The organism is Micromonospora sp. NPDC005254 (assembly GCF_042872525.1).
Taxonomy (GTDB): domain Bacteria; phylum Actinomycetota; class Actinomycetes; order Mycobacteriales; family Micromonosporaceae; genus Micromonospora.
This window is the reverse complement of record NZ_JBIAKM010000013.1, coordinates 53,736-68,025: the sequence shown is the minus strand read 5'-3', so window position 1 is coordinate 68,025 and position 14,290 is coordinate 53,736. Positions and strand designations below refer to the sequence as shown.

At 73.1% G+C, this 14,290-nt stretch carries 17 protein-coding genes; 4 read left to right on the top strand and 13 right to left on the bottom strand.

All coding sequences use genetic code 11. The features are described from left to right. Positions 1 to 47 precede the first annotated feature (47 nt). The 3 genes from ACFYPR_RS30560 to ACFYPR_RS30550 form a co-directional block, all read right to left on the bottom strand. Positions 48 to 1,310: a DUF6596 domain-containing protein gene (locus tag ACFYPR_RS30560; RefSeq protein WP_363942547.1), complete on the bottom strand. Its 1,263-nt coding sequence runs from the start codon at positions 1,308 to 1,310 to the stop codon at positions 48 to 50. Further along, complete coding sequence (locus tag ACFYPR_RS30555; protein ID WP_355066679.1) at positions 1,307 to 1,663, bottom strand: YciI family protein; 357 nt, start codon at positions 1,661 to 1,663, stop codon at positions 1,307 to 1,309. The genes ACFYPR_RS30560 and ACFYPR_RS30555 overlap by 4 nt, the downstream gene beginning before the upstream one ends. 148 nt (positions 1,664 to 1,811) lie before the next feature. Then, positions 1,812 to 3,053 (bottom strand): DUF2786 domain-containing protein, encoded by a 1,242-nt coding sequence (locus ACFYPR_RS30550; RefSeq protein ID WP_387264005.1) that lies wholly within the window; start codon positions 3,051 to 3,053, stop codon positions 1,812 to 1,814. A gap of 138 nt (positions 3,054 to 3,191) precedes the next feature. Between ACFYPR_RS30550 and ACFYPR_RS30545 the strand changes: the two genes are divergently transcribed. Then, positions 3,192 to 3,683, top strand: a complete 492-nt coding sequence (locus ACFYPR_RS30545) for a DUF2243 domain-containing protein (protein WP_354855552.1) — start codon at positions 3,192 to 3,194, stop codon at positions 3,681 to 3,683. Beyond that, complete coding sequence (locus ACFYPR_RS30540; protein ID WP_387264003.1) at positions 3,680 to 4,534, top strand: cytochrome c oxidase assembly protein; 855 nt, start codon at positions 3,680 to 3,682, stop codon at positions 4,532 to 4,534. The genes ACFYPR_RS30545 and ACFYPR_RS30540 overlap by 4 nt, the downstream gene beginning before the upstream one ends. On the opposite strand, the gene ACFYPR_RS30535 is transcribed toward ACFYPR_RS30540, so the two are convergent. From ACFYPR_RS30535 to ACFYPR_RS30495, 9 genes are all read right to left on the bottom strand, one after another. After that, on the bottom strand, positions 4,535 to 4,813 hold the full coding sequence (locus ACFYPR_RS30535; RefSeq protein ID WP_387264000.1) for a hypothetical protein: 279 nt from the start codon (positions 4,811 to 4,813) through the stop codon (positions 4,535 to 4,537). 14 nt (positions 4,814 to 4,827) lie between these two features. Further along, a complete protein-coding gene (locus ACFYPR_RS30530) occupies positions 4,828 to 5,913 on the bottom strand; it encodes a hypothetical protein (protein WP_387263998.1) in 1,086 nt (361 codons plus the stop codon). Continuing rightward, positions 5,891 to 6,232, bottom strand: a complete 342-nt coding sequence (locus ACFYPR_RS30525) for a hypothetical protein (protein ID WP_354855556.1) — start codon at positions 6,230 to 6,232, stop codon at positions 5,891 to 5,893. The genes ACFYPR_RS30530 and ACFYPR_RS30525 overlap by 23 nt, the downstream gene beginning before the upstream one ends. Before the next feature lie 3 nt (positions 6,233 to 6,235). Continuing rightward, a complete protein-coding gene (locus ACFYPR_RS30520; protein WP_387263995.1) occupies positions 6,236 to 6,682 on the bottom strand; it encodes a YbaB/EbfC family nucleoid-associated protein in 447 nt (148 codons plus the stop codon). A gap of 88 nt (positions 6,683 to 6,770) precedes the next feature. After that, entirely contained in the window at positions 6,771 to 7,892 is a 1,122-nt protein-coding gene (locus ACFYPR_RS30515) for a CaiB/BaiF CoA transferase family protein (protein ID WP_387263992.1), read from the bottom strand. After that, positions 7,889 to 10,030, bottom strand: a complete 2,142-nt coding sequence (locus ACFYPR_RS30510; RefSeq protein WP_387263989.1) for a 3-hydroxyacyl-CoA dehydrogenase NAD-binding domain-containing protein — start codon at positions 10,028 to 10,030, stop codon at positions 7,889 to 7,891. The genes ACFYPR_RS30515 and ACFYPR_RS30510 overlap by 4 nt, the downstream gene beginning before the upstream one ends. Before the next feature lie 18 nt (positions 10,031 to 10,048). Next, positions 10,049 to 11,263: an acetyl-CoA C-acetyltransferase gene (locus ACFYPR_RS30505; protein ID WP_387263986.1), complete on the bottom strand. Its 1,215-nt coding sequence runs from the start codon at positions 11,261 to 11,263 to the stop codon at positions 10,049 to 10,051. Further along, positions 11,253 to 12,413, bottom strand: coding sequence for an acyl-CoA dehydrogenase family protein (locus ACFYPR_RS30500; RefSeq protein ID WP_387263984.1), 1,161 nt, complete (start codon positions 12,411 to 12,413; stop codon positions 11,253 to 11,255). The genes ACFYPR_RS30505 and ACFYPR_RS30500 overlap by 11 nt, the downstream gene beginning before the upstream one ends. Before the next feature lie 32 nt (positions 12,414 to 12,445). Then, positions 12,446 to 13,273 carry an alpha/beta fold hydrolase gene (locus tag ACFYPR_RS30495; protein WP_387263982.1) on the bottom strand — a complete coding sequence of 276 codons (828 nt, stop codon included), beginning with the start codon at positions 13,271 to 13,273 and terminating at the stop codon, positions 12,446 to 12,448. A 61-nt stretch (positions 13,274 to 13,334) separates the two neighbouring features. Between ACFYPR_RS30495 and ACFYPR_RS30490 the strand changes: the two genes are divergently transcribed. Further along, positions 13,335 to 13,649 carry a hypothetical protein gene (locus ACFYPR_RS30490; RefSeq protein ID WP_387263981.1) on the top strand — a complete coding sequence of 105 codons (315 nt, stop codon included), beginning with the start codon at positions 13,335 to 13,337 and terminating at the stop codon, positions 13,647 to 13,649. Positions 13,650 to 13,700: 51 nt separating this feature from the next. On the opposite strand, the gene ACFYPR_RS30485 is transcribed toward ACFYPR_RS30490, so the two are convergent. After that, complete coding sequence (locus ACFYPR_RS30485) at positions 13,701 to 13,919, bottom strand: hypothetical protein (RefSeq protein ID WP_354855564.1); 219 nt, start codon at positions 13,917 to 13,919, stop codon at positions 13,701 to 13,703. Between the two features lie 113 nt (positions 13,920 to 14,032). Between ACFYPR_RS30485 and ACFYPR_RS30480 the strand changes: the two genes are divergently transcribed. After that, positions 14,033 to 14,290 (top strand): hypothetical protein, encoded by a 258-nt coding sequence (locus tag ACFYPR_RS30480; RefSeq protein WP_387263978.1) that lies wholly within the window; start codon positions 14,033 to 14,035, stop codon positions 14,288 to 14,290.

The following is a 14,290-nucleotide window of genomic DNA, read 5'->3' as shown; positions in this document are numbered from 1 at the left end:
CCGCGCGGCGACCGGGCCGTGCCGTGGTCAGCGCGACACGCGGTACGTCAGGTGCGTGACGGCCGGCCCGCCAGCCGGGCGGCTCTCAGCTCCAGGTAGCGCTGCTCGGGCAGGCTCGTCGTGCCGCGTGCCGCCGCCAGGTACGCCTCCCGTGCCGCGCCCGGCTCCCCGGCCAGCTCCAGCAGGTGCGCCCGGACTGCGGCGAGCCGGTGGTGCCCGGCCATCCGCTCGTCGGCGTGAAGCGGGGTGAGCAGGGCGAGCCCCGCCCGCGGCCCGTCCACCATGGCCACGGCCACCGCCTGGTTGAGCGTGACCATCGGGTTCGGAGCGATCCGGGCCAGCAGCCGGTAGAGCGCCACGATCTGCGGCCAGTCCGTCTCCGCCGCCGTCGGCGCCTCGGCGTGCACCGCCGCGATCGCCGCCTGGAGCTGGTACGGGCCGGGCGGCGACCAGGTCAGCGCCTCGGTGACCAGGGCGACTCCCTCCGCGATGGCACCGGCGTCCCACCGGGCGCGGTCCTGCTCGGTCAGCGGCACCAACTCGCCGTCCTCGCCGACCCGGGCCGCCCGGTGCGCGTCGGTGAGCAGCATCAGCGCCAGCAGCCCGGTCACCTCACCGTCGTCGGGCAGCAGCCCGTGCAGGACGCGGGCCAGTCGGATCGCCTCGCCGGTCAGTTCGGCCCGTCGCAGATCCGGTCCGCTGGACGCGGTGTACCCCTCGTTGAAGATCAGGTAGAGCACCCGGAGCACGGTCCGCAGCCGCTCGCCGCGCTCACCCGGCCCGGGCATCAGGAACCGGGCCCCGGCGGCCTCGATTCGCTGCTTGGCCCGCCGGATCCGCTGGCTCATCGTCGCCTCGGGCAGCAGGTGCGCCCGGGCGATCTGGGCGGTGCTGAGCCCGCCGACCGCCCGCAGGGTCAGCGCCACCTGCGCCGAGGGCGCCAGCGCCGGATGGCAGCAGAGGAAGAGCAGGGTGAGGGTGTCGTCCGCGTCCGCCACTGCCGGCTCCGCGTCGGCCGCCGGCGCCACCTGGGCGTACGCCGGCTCGCGCAGCGCCACCGCCACCTCGCGGTCCCGGCGGGCGCTCTCGCTGCGCCACTCGTCGGTGAGCCGGCGGGTGGCCACGGTGAGCAACCACGCGCGCGGATTGTCCGGTACGCCCTGCGCGGGCCACTGCGTCGCGGCGGCGAGCAACGCCTCCTGGACCGCGTCCTCGCACCTGTCGAACTGGCCGTGTCGGCGGACCAGCAGGCCGAGGACCTGCGGCGCGAGCGTGCGCAGCAGATCCTCGACCGTCCGGTCGTCGGTCACATCTCCGTCCCGGCCTGCTCCATGATCGGGCGGACCTCCATCGCCCCGCCGAAGCGCACGTCCGGCCACCGCGCGGCGATCTCGGCGGCCCGCTGCGGGCTGTCGCAGTCGACGGTCAGGTAGCCCGCGAACTGCTCCTTGCTCTCCATGAACGGCCCGTCGACGATCTCCGGGCGACCGCCGGCGAGCCGGACCGTCTGCGTCTGCGACGGGTTGGCCAGCGCCTGGCCGTCGACCAGCTCGCCGCTCTCGGTCAGCTCCTTCATGATCTCGTCCACCTCGCCGAACAGGGCATTACGGTCCGCTTCGGTCAGCTCCTCGGTGAAGCCGGGCCGGTTCCAGATCAGCAGCATGTACTTCACGGCGATGCTCCTCGCTTGGCTGGCCGCCCCCCGGTCGGGGCGCGGCTCACCGGAGGGTCGGAGCCGAGACCCCGTTCCCTACCGCGTACCGAAGAAAATCGCAGAAAGACTTCCCGGCGGTGGTCCCACGCCGTGCGGATCAGGGTCGGCCCGGCACCTGTCGAGGCCGCTGGCCGCCGCCGAGGTCGAGCGCGGCCCGGTCAGCGGCCGAGGTGCCGGACGACCAGCCCTCGGCGTCGCGGACGCTGAGCCGGTGTCGGGTGACACCCGGAAAGAGGGCGCCCAGCCGCTCCTGGACCGCCTCGCCACGGGCGGCGAGCACCGGTAGCAGACGCTCCGGGCCGGCCGTCTCGGCAGCCGCCTGGTCGGCCGCCTCGGTGGCCGCGCGCAGCCGCTCACCGATCCGCAGCGCGAACGCGTTGAGGAAGGACTCGTCCCACACCTTCGTCCGCCGGCCCGACCCCGGCCGGCGCTCGGTGCGCCCGCGCAGCATCGCGGCGGTGGCCTGCACCAGCAGCGAGGTGTAGAGCAGCTCCACCGCCACGAGATCCGCCGGCCACCCCAGCACGGTGGTGAAACCGAGGTCGTCGGACCAGACCGCCTCGCACCGGTTCGCCGCCGCCACCTCCTGCACCAGCAGCGCCTTCGCCCCCGCGTACGGGGTCTCGGTGCCCAGCCGGACCCCGCCCGGCACATCGCCGGGCTCCGCCCCGGCGGCCAGCAACGCCTCGTCGATGCTGTGCCGGGCGATCAGCTCCTGTGCCTTCCCGGTCAACGCCTCCGCCTCGGCCGGGAAGGTGGTCGACTCGGCCTTCGCGAGCAGCGCGCGTACCCGGTCCAGCATCGGCGATCCGCTGCGGACCGTACCGGCGGTGCGGGGGATCGTCGCCCCGGTCGAGCCGGGCGGCGGGCGCAGCACCGCGATCGGCGGCAGGCTCTCCACCAGCGCGAGCACGTCGACAGCGGCCCGGAGAGCGTCGGCCCGGTCCAGTCCCTCCGCGGCGGTCCAGGCGGCCAGCAGGTCGTCGCCGTCGTCCCGGCCCTCGGCGGCCAGAGCACGTAGCTGGTCGTCCCACCAGTCGGGGACCGGCCCGGCCTGCTCGCGTCGCTGAGCGGCCAGCGCGTCCCGGACCAGCCGGGCCGCCCGTGCGTCGAGCCGCCGCGCGGTGATCCGGTGCACGTCGACCGGCTGCCAGCCGCCTGGCCAGAGCTGCCCGAGGCCACGGACCAGCCGACGCCGCAGGGCCGCGTCCACCGCCGTGGCGCCGTCCGCCGCGCCGGTGCCGACCATCAGCCGGTCCAGCTGCCGTTCGGCCTGTCGTACGTCGGTGCCGCGCACCGCCGCGAGCGCGTCGGCGACGAGTTCGTCCGCGTCCGGCACAGGCACCTCCTTCGGTCTCCGCTGCCGGCGAGGCATCCGGCCGCCCCACCCAATGATCATGCCGGCACGGCTTCGGCGGGCATGACTCGGCCAGTTTGGGGTAGTTCGGCCGTGACCCGGGCGGATGCGAGGTGTGTGGTGGTCGGTTCGAGCCTGCCGCGAGGGCGTCCCGTCGCCGCGCCGGACCGCCGGTCGTCCACGCTCGCGGGCGTCCTGATCGGGGTCGCGATCATGGCCGCCGTGGACGAGATCGTCTTTCACCAGTTGCTGGCCTGGCACCACTTCTACGACCGGTCCACCCCGTCGGTGGCGCTGCTCTCGGACGGGCTGCTGCACGCCGCTGAGGTGATCGCCCTGGTCGGTGGGTTCTTCTGGTTCGCCGATCTGCGCCGACGGCTGGCCCTGTCACCCCGGCTGGTCTGGGGTGGCTTCCTGCTCGGCGCCGGAGGATTCCAGCTCTTCGACGGGCTGGTCGACCACAAGGTGCTCCGGGTGCACCAGATCCGCTACGGCGTCCACCTGGTGCCGTACGACGTGGTGTGGAACGTGGGCGGCGCGGTCCTGCTGCTGGCCGGCGCGGCGCTGGTCTGGCGGACGCGGTCCCGCCGACCGGATGACGGCCCCCGGTGACGGCAGTCGCTCCGGGCCGGGCGGCGGTGGTGCCATGGGCGCACGGGGGCCACCCGGCGGACGGGCCGGGCTGGTTGCCGCTGCTCCCGGTCGCGGTGCTGGCCGTCGGCTACCTGCTGGCCGCCGTACGCGACCCGCGAGGCTGGGACCATCGGCGTACTCTCGCCTGGCTGGCCGGCTGCACCGTGCTGGCGGTCGCGGTCGGGCCGCTGGCCCACCTCTCGGACGACCCGCGCGGGCACATGGCGCAGCACCTGCTGCTCGGCATGCTGGCACCGCTCGGGCTGGTCCTCGGCGCCCCGGTGACGCTGCTGCTGCACGTCGCGCCCACCGCGACGCGTCGGCGGGTGGGCCGGCTGCTGCGCGCCCGCGCGCTGCACCTGATCGCGCACCCGGTCACCGCCGCGCTGCTGAGCACGGGTGGGCTGGCGCTGGTGCTGCTCACCCCGCTGTACGCGGCGGCGGAACGCCAGCCGGCCCTGCACCACGGCGTACACCTGCACTACCTGGCTGCGGGCTACCTGTTCGCCTGGTCGCTGGCCGGGCCGGACCCGGCGCCCCGCCGCCCCGGGCTGGCCGTGCGGGTCGGCGCGCTGCTCGGCGCGTCGGCCGGCCACGCGGCGCTCGCCAAGTACCTCTACGCGCGGGCCGGCACCCTGCCCCCGGGGCTGACCGATCCGGACGCAGCGGCGTTCCGATCGGCCGCCCAACTCATGTACTACGGCGGCGACATCGCGGAGCTGCTGCTGGCGGTGGCCCTCTTCGCAACCTGGTACCACCGCCCCCGCCCATCCCCGGTGATCAAGAGGTTCGCGTCACGACACCGCGATGCCGTGACGCGAACCCACTGATCAACTCTGCGAGGGCGGGGTCGCCAGGGCGGCGGAGAGCCGCCGGAAGAACGCGCGGATGTCGTCCTCGCTGTGGTGCGTCTCGGCCTGGTCGTTCAGCGGGCCCGAGTAGAGCAGCGCCTGCTCCAGCGCGTCCCGCGTCTCGGCCCGGCCACCCGGGTAGAGCCCGGCGGCCACCCCGTCGGCGACCCGTTTCACCACCGAATCGTCGAGCGACCTGTCGAACTGGACCCCGTAGAGGATCCCGTTGACGTGGCCCTTCCAACTGTCCGTACCCATGCTCGTCGACTCCCCTAGAAGATCCGGCCGCCATCCCAGCCCAGAATCGGAACCCCGTTGACGCCGTTGCGTTTGAACTCGGCGTCGAGATTGGCCATGTGGCTCGGGTCGGGCTGGTAATGACCGCTGCGCGCCGTGGCGTACTGGACCCTACCGTCCTTGACGACCAGCTCGCCGGCCGCCGCGACCGGGTTTCCGCCGCCCAGAGTGGAGTGGTGGAAGTCGCCGACCTTCTGGTAGTTGGACGCGTAGAGGTTGCCGTTGCGGTCCATCACGAAGATCGCCTGACCGTTTCCGCTGAACACGGTCTGCGCGCTCGACGTGTCGAACGGCTCGCCGTTGCGCGCGCTGCGCAGCACGCCGTTGCTGTCGAAGAAGACCCGGTGCTGTTCCAACTCCTCGGGGCTGAGCCGGCGCACGGCCGTCGGGAAGTGCCCTCCGGGCAGATGCTCGTTGCGGTACTTGTCGAGCATCGGCTTCGTGTTGGAGTAGCGCGGGGTGGTGTGCGGGCCGGGCACGCCGGGCCGCTTCGGGCCGCCGCGCTTCGCGGCCTTTCGGGTGAAGCGGCGCAGCAGTGTCTTCGCGCGCTTCAACAACTGCGGGATGATCTCCTTGACGACCTTCTCGATGACCTCCTTGATGACCCGCTGGATCGCCATCCGGGCCAGGCCGATCGAGACGGGGATCTGGGCCAGCGAGGCACCGAAGCTGGGTGCCGCCGCCGCCAACGCGATCGCCACCTGAATGACCAGGATCGTCAACTGGACGATCACGATGATCTTCTGCGTCAGGGTGATGATGGCCATCACCAGCAACGCCATGCCGATCAGCTCGGCGGCCTGCGCGCCGTCCTCGATGCGGCGCGGCGCACCCTCCTCGTCCTGCCACGCCTGCTCGAACGCCCGGATGTCGTCGCCACTGTTGGTCGTGCTGACCTGCGCCGCGCCCGCCTGCGCCTCCCCGACCGCCGTCCGCAGCCGGCCGGCGAACGCGAACCACATCTGGGACGCCTCGAACAGCAACTCCTCGTCGGCGGTCGGCCAGGTGAAGCCGACCCAGCCCAGCGCCTCGGCGAGCTCAGGAGGAAGCTGCATACCCACTGGGCAGCTCCATCCTCGTGAAGAGTTCCGCGTTGGCGAGGTCGGTCGCCTCGTGCGCGTCGGCACCGAGGTCGAGGTTCTCGGCGGCCTCCAACAACTGGTCGGCCATCGACCGGTACACGTCGAGCGCATGCGTCAGGACCTCGACGTACACGGCCCCGAAGAGGGAGCCCGCCTCGTCGGCGCCCCAGGGATTACCCGCCCCGTTCACCGTCGACTCGAGGCCGCTGACCGCCTCGCCGAGCTGCTGGCCGGTTGTCGCGATCGACGCGGCGGCGGCGTGCAGAGCGTCGACGTCCACCTGAATTCCGTCGGACATGGCTCAGCGACGATCCATCCGGCGGGTGGCCGCGTCCAGGTCACCGATCATCTGTTGGAAGCCGCGGAACGCCTCCTGGGAGACCCGCTCGAGCTGCTGGGTGAGGGCCGTGCTGTCGACCTGGGCCCCGGCCGTCAGGTCGGCCCGGCGGGCGCGCTCGTCGGCCTGTGCGGCCTGGACCGCTTCCAGGACGTACTCGGCGATCGTGCTCGTGCCGGCCCGGGACAGGCTCGGGTCGATCACCAGCGTCTGCAGGGCGCCGAACGCGGAGACCTCCGCCTCCACGAGACCGTCACCGCCGGTGCCCCGCCCGACCATCTGCTCGGCGTCCGGCACGGGCCCGTCGCCGTCACCCGGCTGCGCCGTGACAGCACCTGTTGCCTGGCTCAGCAGGCGCATCGCCTCTTCGAGCGAGCTGCTCAGGCCGGACGGATCAATCCCGCTCGCCATGCTCGTCCCCCCACGTCCGCAGTCCACCGTCGGTGCACGACCGTATCAATGCGGCACCCGCACGGCTGCCCCGGAAGTCGGCTGTGGATCACTCCCAGGTGGACAGAATGTCCTCGACCGGCGCGACGTCGCGCCCCGGATCGGGCGCCGGGTTGGGCGGGCCCGCTGGCGTACGGTCGAAGCGCGGTGCCGGCGCCGGTTGGATCTCGCCGTCCACCTCGACGAACGTCCCCCGGGCGGCGTTGTGCGGGTGCCGGTGCGCCTCACCCGGGGCCAGCACGGGGGCGACGCAGGCGTCCAGGTCGGCGAAGACCGCCGTCCACTCGTCCCGGGTCCGCTCGGCGAACCTTTCGGTGAACCGCCTGCGCAGCTCGTCCCAGCCGCTCGGGTCGTACTGATCGGGCAGCTCGGCCTCGTCGGCCAGGCCGAGACCTGCCAGCAGTACGGCGTAGAAGGCCGGCTCCAGCGCCCCGACGGCCATGAAGCCGCCGTCGGCGGTGGCGTACGTGTCGTAGAAGGGCGCTCCTCCGTCGAGCAGGTTCCGCCCGCGCGGGGCGGCCCACAGGCCGGTGCCGAGCAGCCCGTGCAGGAACGAGGTGAGCAGCGCCGATCCGTCCACCATGGCCGCGTCGACGACCTGGCCGACGCCGGAGCGTTCCCGTTCCAGCAGTGCGGCCAACACCCCCACGGCCAGCAACATGCCACCACCGGCGAAGTCACCGATCAGGTTCAGCGGCGCGTGTGGGCGTGCGTCGGCTCGACCCAGTGGCTCCAACGCCCCGGCGACCGCGATGTAGTCGATGTCGTGGCCGGCCCGAGCAGCCAGCGGGCCGTCCTGGCCCCAGCCGGTCATCCGCGCGTACACCAGCCGGGGGTTGCGGGCCTGGCAGACGTCCGGGCCGAAGCCGAGCCGCTCGGCGACCCCCGGCCGGTACGCCTCGACGAGCACGTCCGCCCGCTCGATGAGGCGCAGCAGATCGGCCACACCGGCCGGGGACTTCAGGTCCAGCGCGGTGATCCGCCGGCCGCGCTGCAACGGTCCACCGGTCGGCGCGGCGAGGCGCCCGGCTCCCGGGCCGCCCGGTCGGTCGACGCGCACCACGTCCGCCCCGAGGTCGGCGAGCACCATGCAGCCGAACGGGGCCGGCGCGAGGCTGGCCAACTCGACCACCCGCACCCCGGCCAGCGGCCCGCCGCGTGCCGCCGTCACGCGACGCCAACCGGCTCAGCGAGCCGGTCCGCCAGGTCGGCGGGAGGCGTGAACCGGTCGCCGTACCGTTCGGCGAGCTCGGCGGCGCGGGCCGCGAAGCCGGCCGGGCCGCCCGCGTACTGCCGGACGTAGCGGATCACGCCGCCCGTCCAGGCGGGGAAGCCGATGCCGAAGATCGAGCCGATGTTGGCGTCGGTCTCGGTACGCAGCACCCCCTCGTCGAGGCAGCGCAGCGCGTCCAGCGCCTCGGCGAAGAGCATCCGTTCCTGGAGGTCGGTGAACGGCACCGCCCGGCCGGCATCGGTGACCAGGTCCGCGAGGCCGGTCCACAACCGGCCTCGAAGGCCGTCGTTGTAGGAGTAGAAGCCGCGTCCGGCGGCGCGGCCCGGCCGGTCGTACGCGTCGACCAGCTCGTCGACGAGCCGGTGCGCGGGCAGCGGCAGGTACTCCTCGCTGGCGGCCTCGAACTGCCGGCGGATCCGCTGGATGAGGGTGAGGCTCACCTCGTCGGCCAGCGCGAGGGGCCCGGTCGGGTAGCCGGCCTGCAACGCGGCCTGCTCCACCGACGCGGCCGGTACGCCGTCGGCGACCATGCCGACCGCCTCGTCGATGAACCGGCCGATGACGCGGCTGGTGAAGAAGCCCCGGCCGTCGTTGACCACGATCGGGGTCTTGCCGATCCGCCGGCCGAGGTCGAACGCGCGGGCTAGGGCCTCGTCACCGGTCTGCGCACCGACCACGATCTCCAGCAGCGGCATCCGGTCCACCGGGGAGAAGAAGTGCATGCCGATGAAGTCGGCCGGCCGGTCCACGCCGGTGGCCAGCTGAGTGATCGGCAGGGTGGAGGTGTTGGAGGCGAGCAGCGCGCCCGGCGCGAGCACCGGCAGCACCTCGGCGAAGACGGCCTTCTTCAGGGCCGGGTCCTCGAAGACCGCCTCGATGACGGCGTCGCAACCGGCGAGCGCGTCCACCTGGTCGGTGGTGGTGATCCGTTCCAGCACCGCGCGGGCGTCGGCTTCCGTGGCGCGGCCCTTGCGGACCCGGCGGGCCAGCAGTCGTTCGGCGTGCTCCCGGGCCCGCCCCGCGGCCTCCGGCGACACGTCCCGGACCACCACGTCGAGGCCGGCGCTGGCGCAGGCGTACGCGATGCCGGCGCCCATCATGCCGGCGCCGAGCACCGCCACCCGCCGCACCGGCGCAACGTCCACGGACGGTCGGGCGGCGCCGCCGTTGACGGCCTTCAGGTCGAAGAAGAACGCGCCGATCATGTTCTTGGCGACCTGCCCGGTGAGCAGGCCGATCAGGTGCCGGGTCTCCACGGTGAACGCGGTGTCCAGGTCGACCTGTGCGCCCTCGACGGCGGTGGCCAGGATCGCCTCGGGCGCGGGCAGCCGGGCCCCCTTGAGCTGTTTGCGCAGGGTGGCCGGGAAGGCGGGCAGCTGCGCGGCCAGCGAACGGCTGGCCGGGGTGCCACCGGGCATCCGGTAGTCCGGCCGGTCCCACGGCTGGGCCGGGTGCGGGTTGGCAGCGATCCAGGCGTGAGCCCGGCCCAGCATCTCCGCCTCGGTGGCGACGACCTCGTCGACGATCCCGGCGGCCAGGGCGTCGGCCGGGCGCATCCGCCGGCCGGTGAGCAGCACCGTGGTCAGCGCACCGGCCAGGCCGAGCATCCGCACGGTCCGGGTGACGCCGCCGGCCCCGGGCAGCAGACCCAGGGTCACCTCGGGCAGCCCGAGCCGCGAGTCGGGCGCGTCCAGCGCGATGCGGTGGTGGCAGGCGAGGGCGATCTCCAGGCCGCCGCCGAGCGCGGAGCCGTTGACCGCCGCGACGACCGGCCTGCCCAGCGTCTCCAGTCGGCGCAGGTCCCGCTTGATGGTGCCGAGCAGGTCCGCCAGCGCGGGCGCGTCGGCGCGGGTGGCGCGGATCATCTCGGGCAGGTCGCCGCCGGCGAAGAACGTCGACTTCGCGCTGGTCACGATGACACCGGCGAGATCGTGCTCGGCTTCCAGCCGGTCCAGCGCGGCGCTCATCGATGCCGCGTACGCCCGGTTCATGGTGTTGGCGGACTGGTCGGGGTCGTCCAGGGTGAGCGTGACGATGCCGTCGGCGCCGCGGTCGTACCGGATGGTGGTGGTCATTGGTCTTGTCCCCCGGGGTCAGCAGCGCTCGAGAACGGTGGCGACGCCCATGCCGCCGCCGATGCAGAGGGTCACCACGGCGCGGCGCAGGTCGCGGCGCTCCAACTCGTCCAACGCCGTGCCGAGCAACATGGCTCCGGTGGCGCCCAGCGGGTGGCCGAGGGCGATCGCGCCGCCGTTGACGTTCACCCGGTCCGGGTCGAGGCCCAGGTCGCGGACGTACTTGAGCACCACGGCCGCGAACGCCTCGTTGATCTCGAACAGGTCGATGTCGTCGAGGGTCAGGCCAGCGACGGCGAGCGCCTTGTGGGTGGCCGGGATCGGGCCGGTCAGCATGAGCGTCGGGTCGGCGCCGGTGACGGCCGCGCCGACGATCCGGGCGCGCGGGGTGAGGCCGAGGTCCTGCCCGACCTGCTCCGAGCCGATCAGCACCAGCGCCGCGCCGTCCACGATGCCGGACGAGTTGCCGGCGTGGTGGACGTGCTCGATGGCCTCCAGCCAGTGGAACTTCTGCAACGCGACCGCGTCGAAGCCCGCGGCCGCACCCATGGTGGCGAAGGATGGGGTGAGCTTCGCCAGCGCCTCCCGGGTCGTCTCCGGGCGCGGGTGCTCGTCGACGGTGAGGATGTCCAGCCCGTTGCCGTCGCGGACCGGCACGATCGAGCGGGCGAAGTGCCCGCGGGCCCACGCCTTGGCGGCCCGCTCCTGCGAGCGCAGCGCGTAGCCGTCCACGTCGTCGCGGGTGAAGCCCTCCAGGGTGGCGATCAGGTCGGCGCTGACGCCCTGCGGCACGAACGACGTGGCCAGCGCGGTCTGCGGGTCGGTGGCCCAGGCCGCGCCGTCGGAGCCCATCGGCACCCGGGACATCGACTCGACCCCGCCGGCGAGCAGCAGGTGCTCCCAGCCGGAGCGGATGCGCGCGACGGCGGAGTTGACCGCCTCCAGCCCGGAGGCGCAGAACCTGTTGAGCTGCACCCCGCCCACCTCGTCGGGCAGCCCGGCCAGCAGCGCGGCGGCCCGCGCCAGGTCGCCGCCCTGCTCGCCGACCGGGGTGACGATGCCGAGCAGCAGGTCCTCCAACCGGCCCACGTCCAGGCCGGGGTTGCGCTCGCGGAGCGCGTCGATCAGGCCGACCACCAGCGAGATCGGCTTGACCCCGTGCAGCGCGCCGGTGTCCCGGCCGCGTCCGCGCGGGGTGCGGACCGCGTCATAGACGTACGCCTCAGAGGGCACGGGCGATCAACTCCTTCATGATCTCGTTGGTGCCGCCGTAGATCTTCTGGACGCGGGCGTCGGCGTACATCCGGGCGATCGGGTACTCCGTCGTGTAGCCGTAACCGCCGAACAGTTGCAGGCACCTGTCGATGACCTCGCACTGTCCGTCGGTGAGCCACGACTTCGCCATCGCCGCCGTGGCGACGTCCAGGTCGCCACGGGTGTGCCGGACGATGCAGTCGTCCAGGAAGACCCGGCTGACCCGGGTGCGGGTGGCGCACTCGGCGAGCACCATCCGGGTGTTCTGGTGCCCCATCAGGGTCTTGCCGAAGGCGGTGCGCTCCTTGGCGTACGCCACGGTCAGCTCGACCGCGCGTTCCATCGCGGCGACCGCGCCGACGCCGATGACCAGCCGCTCCTGCGGAAGCTGCTGCATGAGCTGGATGAAGCCCAGCCCCTCGGCGCCGCCGAGCAGGTTGGCCGCCGGCACCCGGAACTCGTCGAAGAACAGCTCGGCGGTGTCGTTGGCGTGCAGCCCGATCTTGGACAGCAGCCGGCCCCGGCGGAAGCCCTCCGGGTCGCCGCCCACCTCGCACACGAGCAGCGAGACGCCGGCCGCCCGCTGCTCGGGGTCGGTCTTCACGGCCACCAGAATCAGGTCGGCCAGGCCGCCGTTGGTGATGAACGTCTTCGCGCCGGTGACCAGGTAGTCGTCGCCGTCGCGGACCGCCCGCGTGCGCATCGCCTGGAGGTCCGAGCCGCCGTCGGGCTCGGTCATCGCGATCGCGCCGACCAGCTCACCGCTGCACAGGCCGGGCAGCCATCGTCGCTTCTGCTCCTCGCTGCCGTACGCGACGAGATAGCCCGTGACGATGCCACTGTGGACGGCCAGCCCGAGGCTGCTCTCCCCGGTGTACGCCTGCTCGTGCAGCAGCACGGCCTCGTGGGTGAAGCCGCCGCCCCCGCCGCCGTACTCCTCGGGGACCGACAGGCCGAGCAACCCCAGCTCACCGGCGCGCCGGTAGTGCTCGCGGTCCGGGTGACCCTGGGCCAGCAGGCGGTCCGCGTGCGGCAGCACCTCCTTGGTGAAGAAGGTGCGGGCCAGGTCGGCGAGGTCGTCGTGCTCAGGTTCGCGCCAGGGCGAGGGGGAGCCATCGAGCGTCGGCATGTGCACCACCCTCGCGCGCTGTTGGCGGCATGTCAATAAGTCTGGATCAGCAGCCGGGCACAGGCTTTCGGGTCGTCCGCGAAGGGCAGATGTCCGCAGCCGGCCAGCGGCACGTGCCGGGCCGCCGGCAGCGCCGCGCGAGCCCGCCGGGCCTGAGTGGCGTACGGCAACACGAGATCGCGCGTACCCCAGGCGACCGTCACGGGGATGTCGTCGAGCGCGCCGGCCGTCTCTCGACGGAGCTGCCATCCGGCGAACGCGGCGCGGGCCACCGCGAAGCCGGGCGCGTCGGCCAGCGCCGCCGCCGAGTCGACGCACTCGTCGGGGTCGAGGTGACCCGGGTGGCCGTAGAACAGGCCGCAGAACGCCACCCGCCCGACCCGGCTCGCCAGCAGCCGGGGCAGTGCCGGCCGCAGCCCGCCAGCCGCCGACCGGGCCCCGCCGACCGCCAGTTGACACCAGCGTCGCCCGACCGGCCCCCAGAACCCGATCGGCGAGAACGCGGTCACCGAGTGGGCCAGCCCGCGTCGCCCCAACTCCAACGCGATGCCGCCGCCGAGCGAGTTGCCGGCAATGGCGGGCCGCTGCACGCCCAGCGCGTCCAGAAACGCGGCGACCCGATCCGCCAGGTGCTCCACCGACCCGGGGGCCGCCAGCGCCAGCGGCTCCGGTGACTCGGGCCACGGTGGGGACGCGCCGAAGCCGGGCAGGTCCAGCGCGATCACGTCGCGGTGTCGGGCCACCTCGTCGAGCACCGGCTCCCAGACCTGCCACCGACTACCGATGCCGTGAATGAGCACCAGCGGCGGTCCGTCCCCACGCCGCGAGTGAGCGAGCCAGTCCGGGTCCCCTCGGTGCATCCACCCACCCTCACACGCCGGGGCTCACACTCAACTCCTGCCGATGGGCGAGGATCGTGCCATGAGTGCCACACCGCCGGCTCTGCTCGACGGCGCCCGGGTCACGATGTTCGCCAATCTGGGACGAGAGCAGTCGCCAACCGGTGCGACGCGCCACTCCGTCGGCAACTTCGCTGACGTGGTCGTACGCCTCGCAATCGCCTGCTACGACGGCGATACCGACCGCTACCTCTTCTACTGCAACCGGGAGTGGGAGGTCGTGGCAGACACGTGTCATCCGACGGAGAGGGAGGCCGTCGCCCAGGCGGAGTTCGAGTTCCCGGGCGTGACGTTCCTGCGAGTGCCGCCGAGCGAACCTGGTGACCCGACGGCGTGAGGCGGCCGTCCCGAGCAGATCCGCGGGTGCGTGAAGGTGGCGCCGCGTGACCTACTCCGGCTCGTCGCCATCGGTAGGGCGCGGTGGGCGGTGCTCGGCGATCCACGCCTCCACGTCGGCACGCAGCCAGACCGTGGTGCCGTGCAGCCGTTGAAACGGCGCGGGGAAGGTCGGATAGCGGATGAGCTGACGCATCCGCGTCCGGCTCACGCCGCCGAGCAACTCCTGCAGCTCGTGCGGGCCGACCAGCGGACCCGGGACCTCACCCATCACTCGACGGTAGGGCGATCAGGAATGCCGAATTGCGTCTACCTACTTGCGCAGCTCGTTCGAGTGGGCGAGGGTAGAGCCGCGACAAGAAAGATGACGAGAGGGGCCGGCCGATGGATCAGGCGACGGAGTTGGCATGGCTTCGGGAGCGGGTCGGGGGATTGGAGACGGCGCTGCACTGCGCACGGAGAGAGTTGTTGGATCTCCGTTGTCGGCTGACGTTGATCGGTCGGGTCGTCCAGGACATCGACCGGGTGCAGCGCGCTCCCGGGGTCGCGGTTGGTGCGATCAATGCGGCGCTCTACGCCGAGACGTCCAACCTGCGGCATCTCGGCCGGCACCTGGTCCGGCGCCAGCGCGGAATTCAGTGA

Bases quoted from the DNA above. Each gene is read 5' to 3' on its own strand.
- ACFYPR_RS30485 (WP_354855564.1), bottom strand. From the start codon at position 13,919: ATGGGTGAGGTCCCGGGTCCGCTGGTCGGCCCGCACGAGCTGCAGGAG.
- ACFYPR_RS30535 (WP_387264000.1), bottom strand. From the start codon at position 4,813: ATGGGTACGGACAGTTGGAAGGGCCACGTCAACGGGATCCTCTACGGG.
- ACFYPR_RS30500 (WP_387263984.1), bottom strand. From the start codon at position 12,413: ATGCCGACGCTCGATGGCTCCCCCTCGCCCTGGCGCGAACCTGAGCAC.
- ACFYPR_RS30525 (WP_354855556.1), bottom strand. From the start codon at position 6,232: ATGTCCGACGGAATTCAGGTGGACGTCGACGCTCTGCACGCCGCCGCC.
- ACFYPR_RS30480 (WP_387263978.1), top strand. From the start codon at position 14,033: ATGGATCAGGCGACGGAGTTGGCATGGCTTCGGGAGCGGGTCGGGGGA.
- ACFYPR_RS30490 (WP_387263981.1), top strand. From the start codon at position 13,335: ATGAGTGCCACACCGCCGGCTCTGCTCGACGGCGCCCGGGTCACGATG.
- ACFYPR_RS30520 (WP_387263995.1), bottom strand. From the start codon at position 6,682: ATGGCGAGCGGGATTGATCCGTCCGGCCTGAGCAGCTCGCTCGAAGAG.
- ACFYPR_RS30555 (WP_355066679.1), bottom strand. From the start codon at position 1,663: ATGCTGCTGATCTGGAACCGGCCCGGCTTCACCGAGGAGCTGACCGAA.
- ACFYPR_RS30495 (WP_387263982.1), bottom strand. From the start codon at position 13,273: ATGCACCGAGGGGACCCGGACTGGCTCGCTCACTCGCGGCGTGGGGAC.
- ACFYPR_RS30510 (WP_387263989.1), bottom strand. From the start codon at position 10,030: ATGACCACCACCATCCGGTACGACCGCGGCGCCGACGGCATCGTCACG.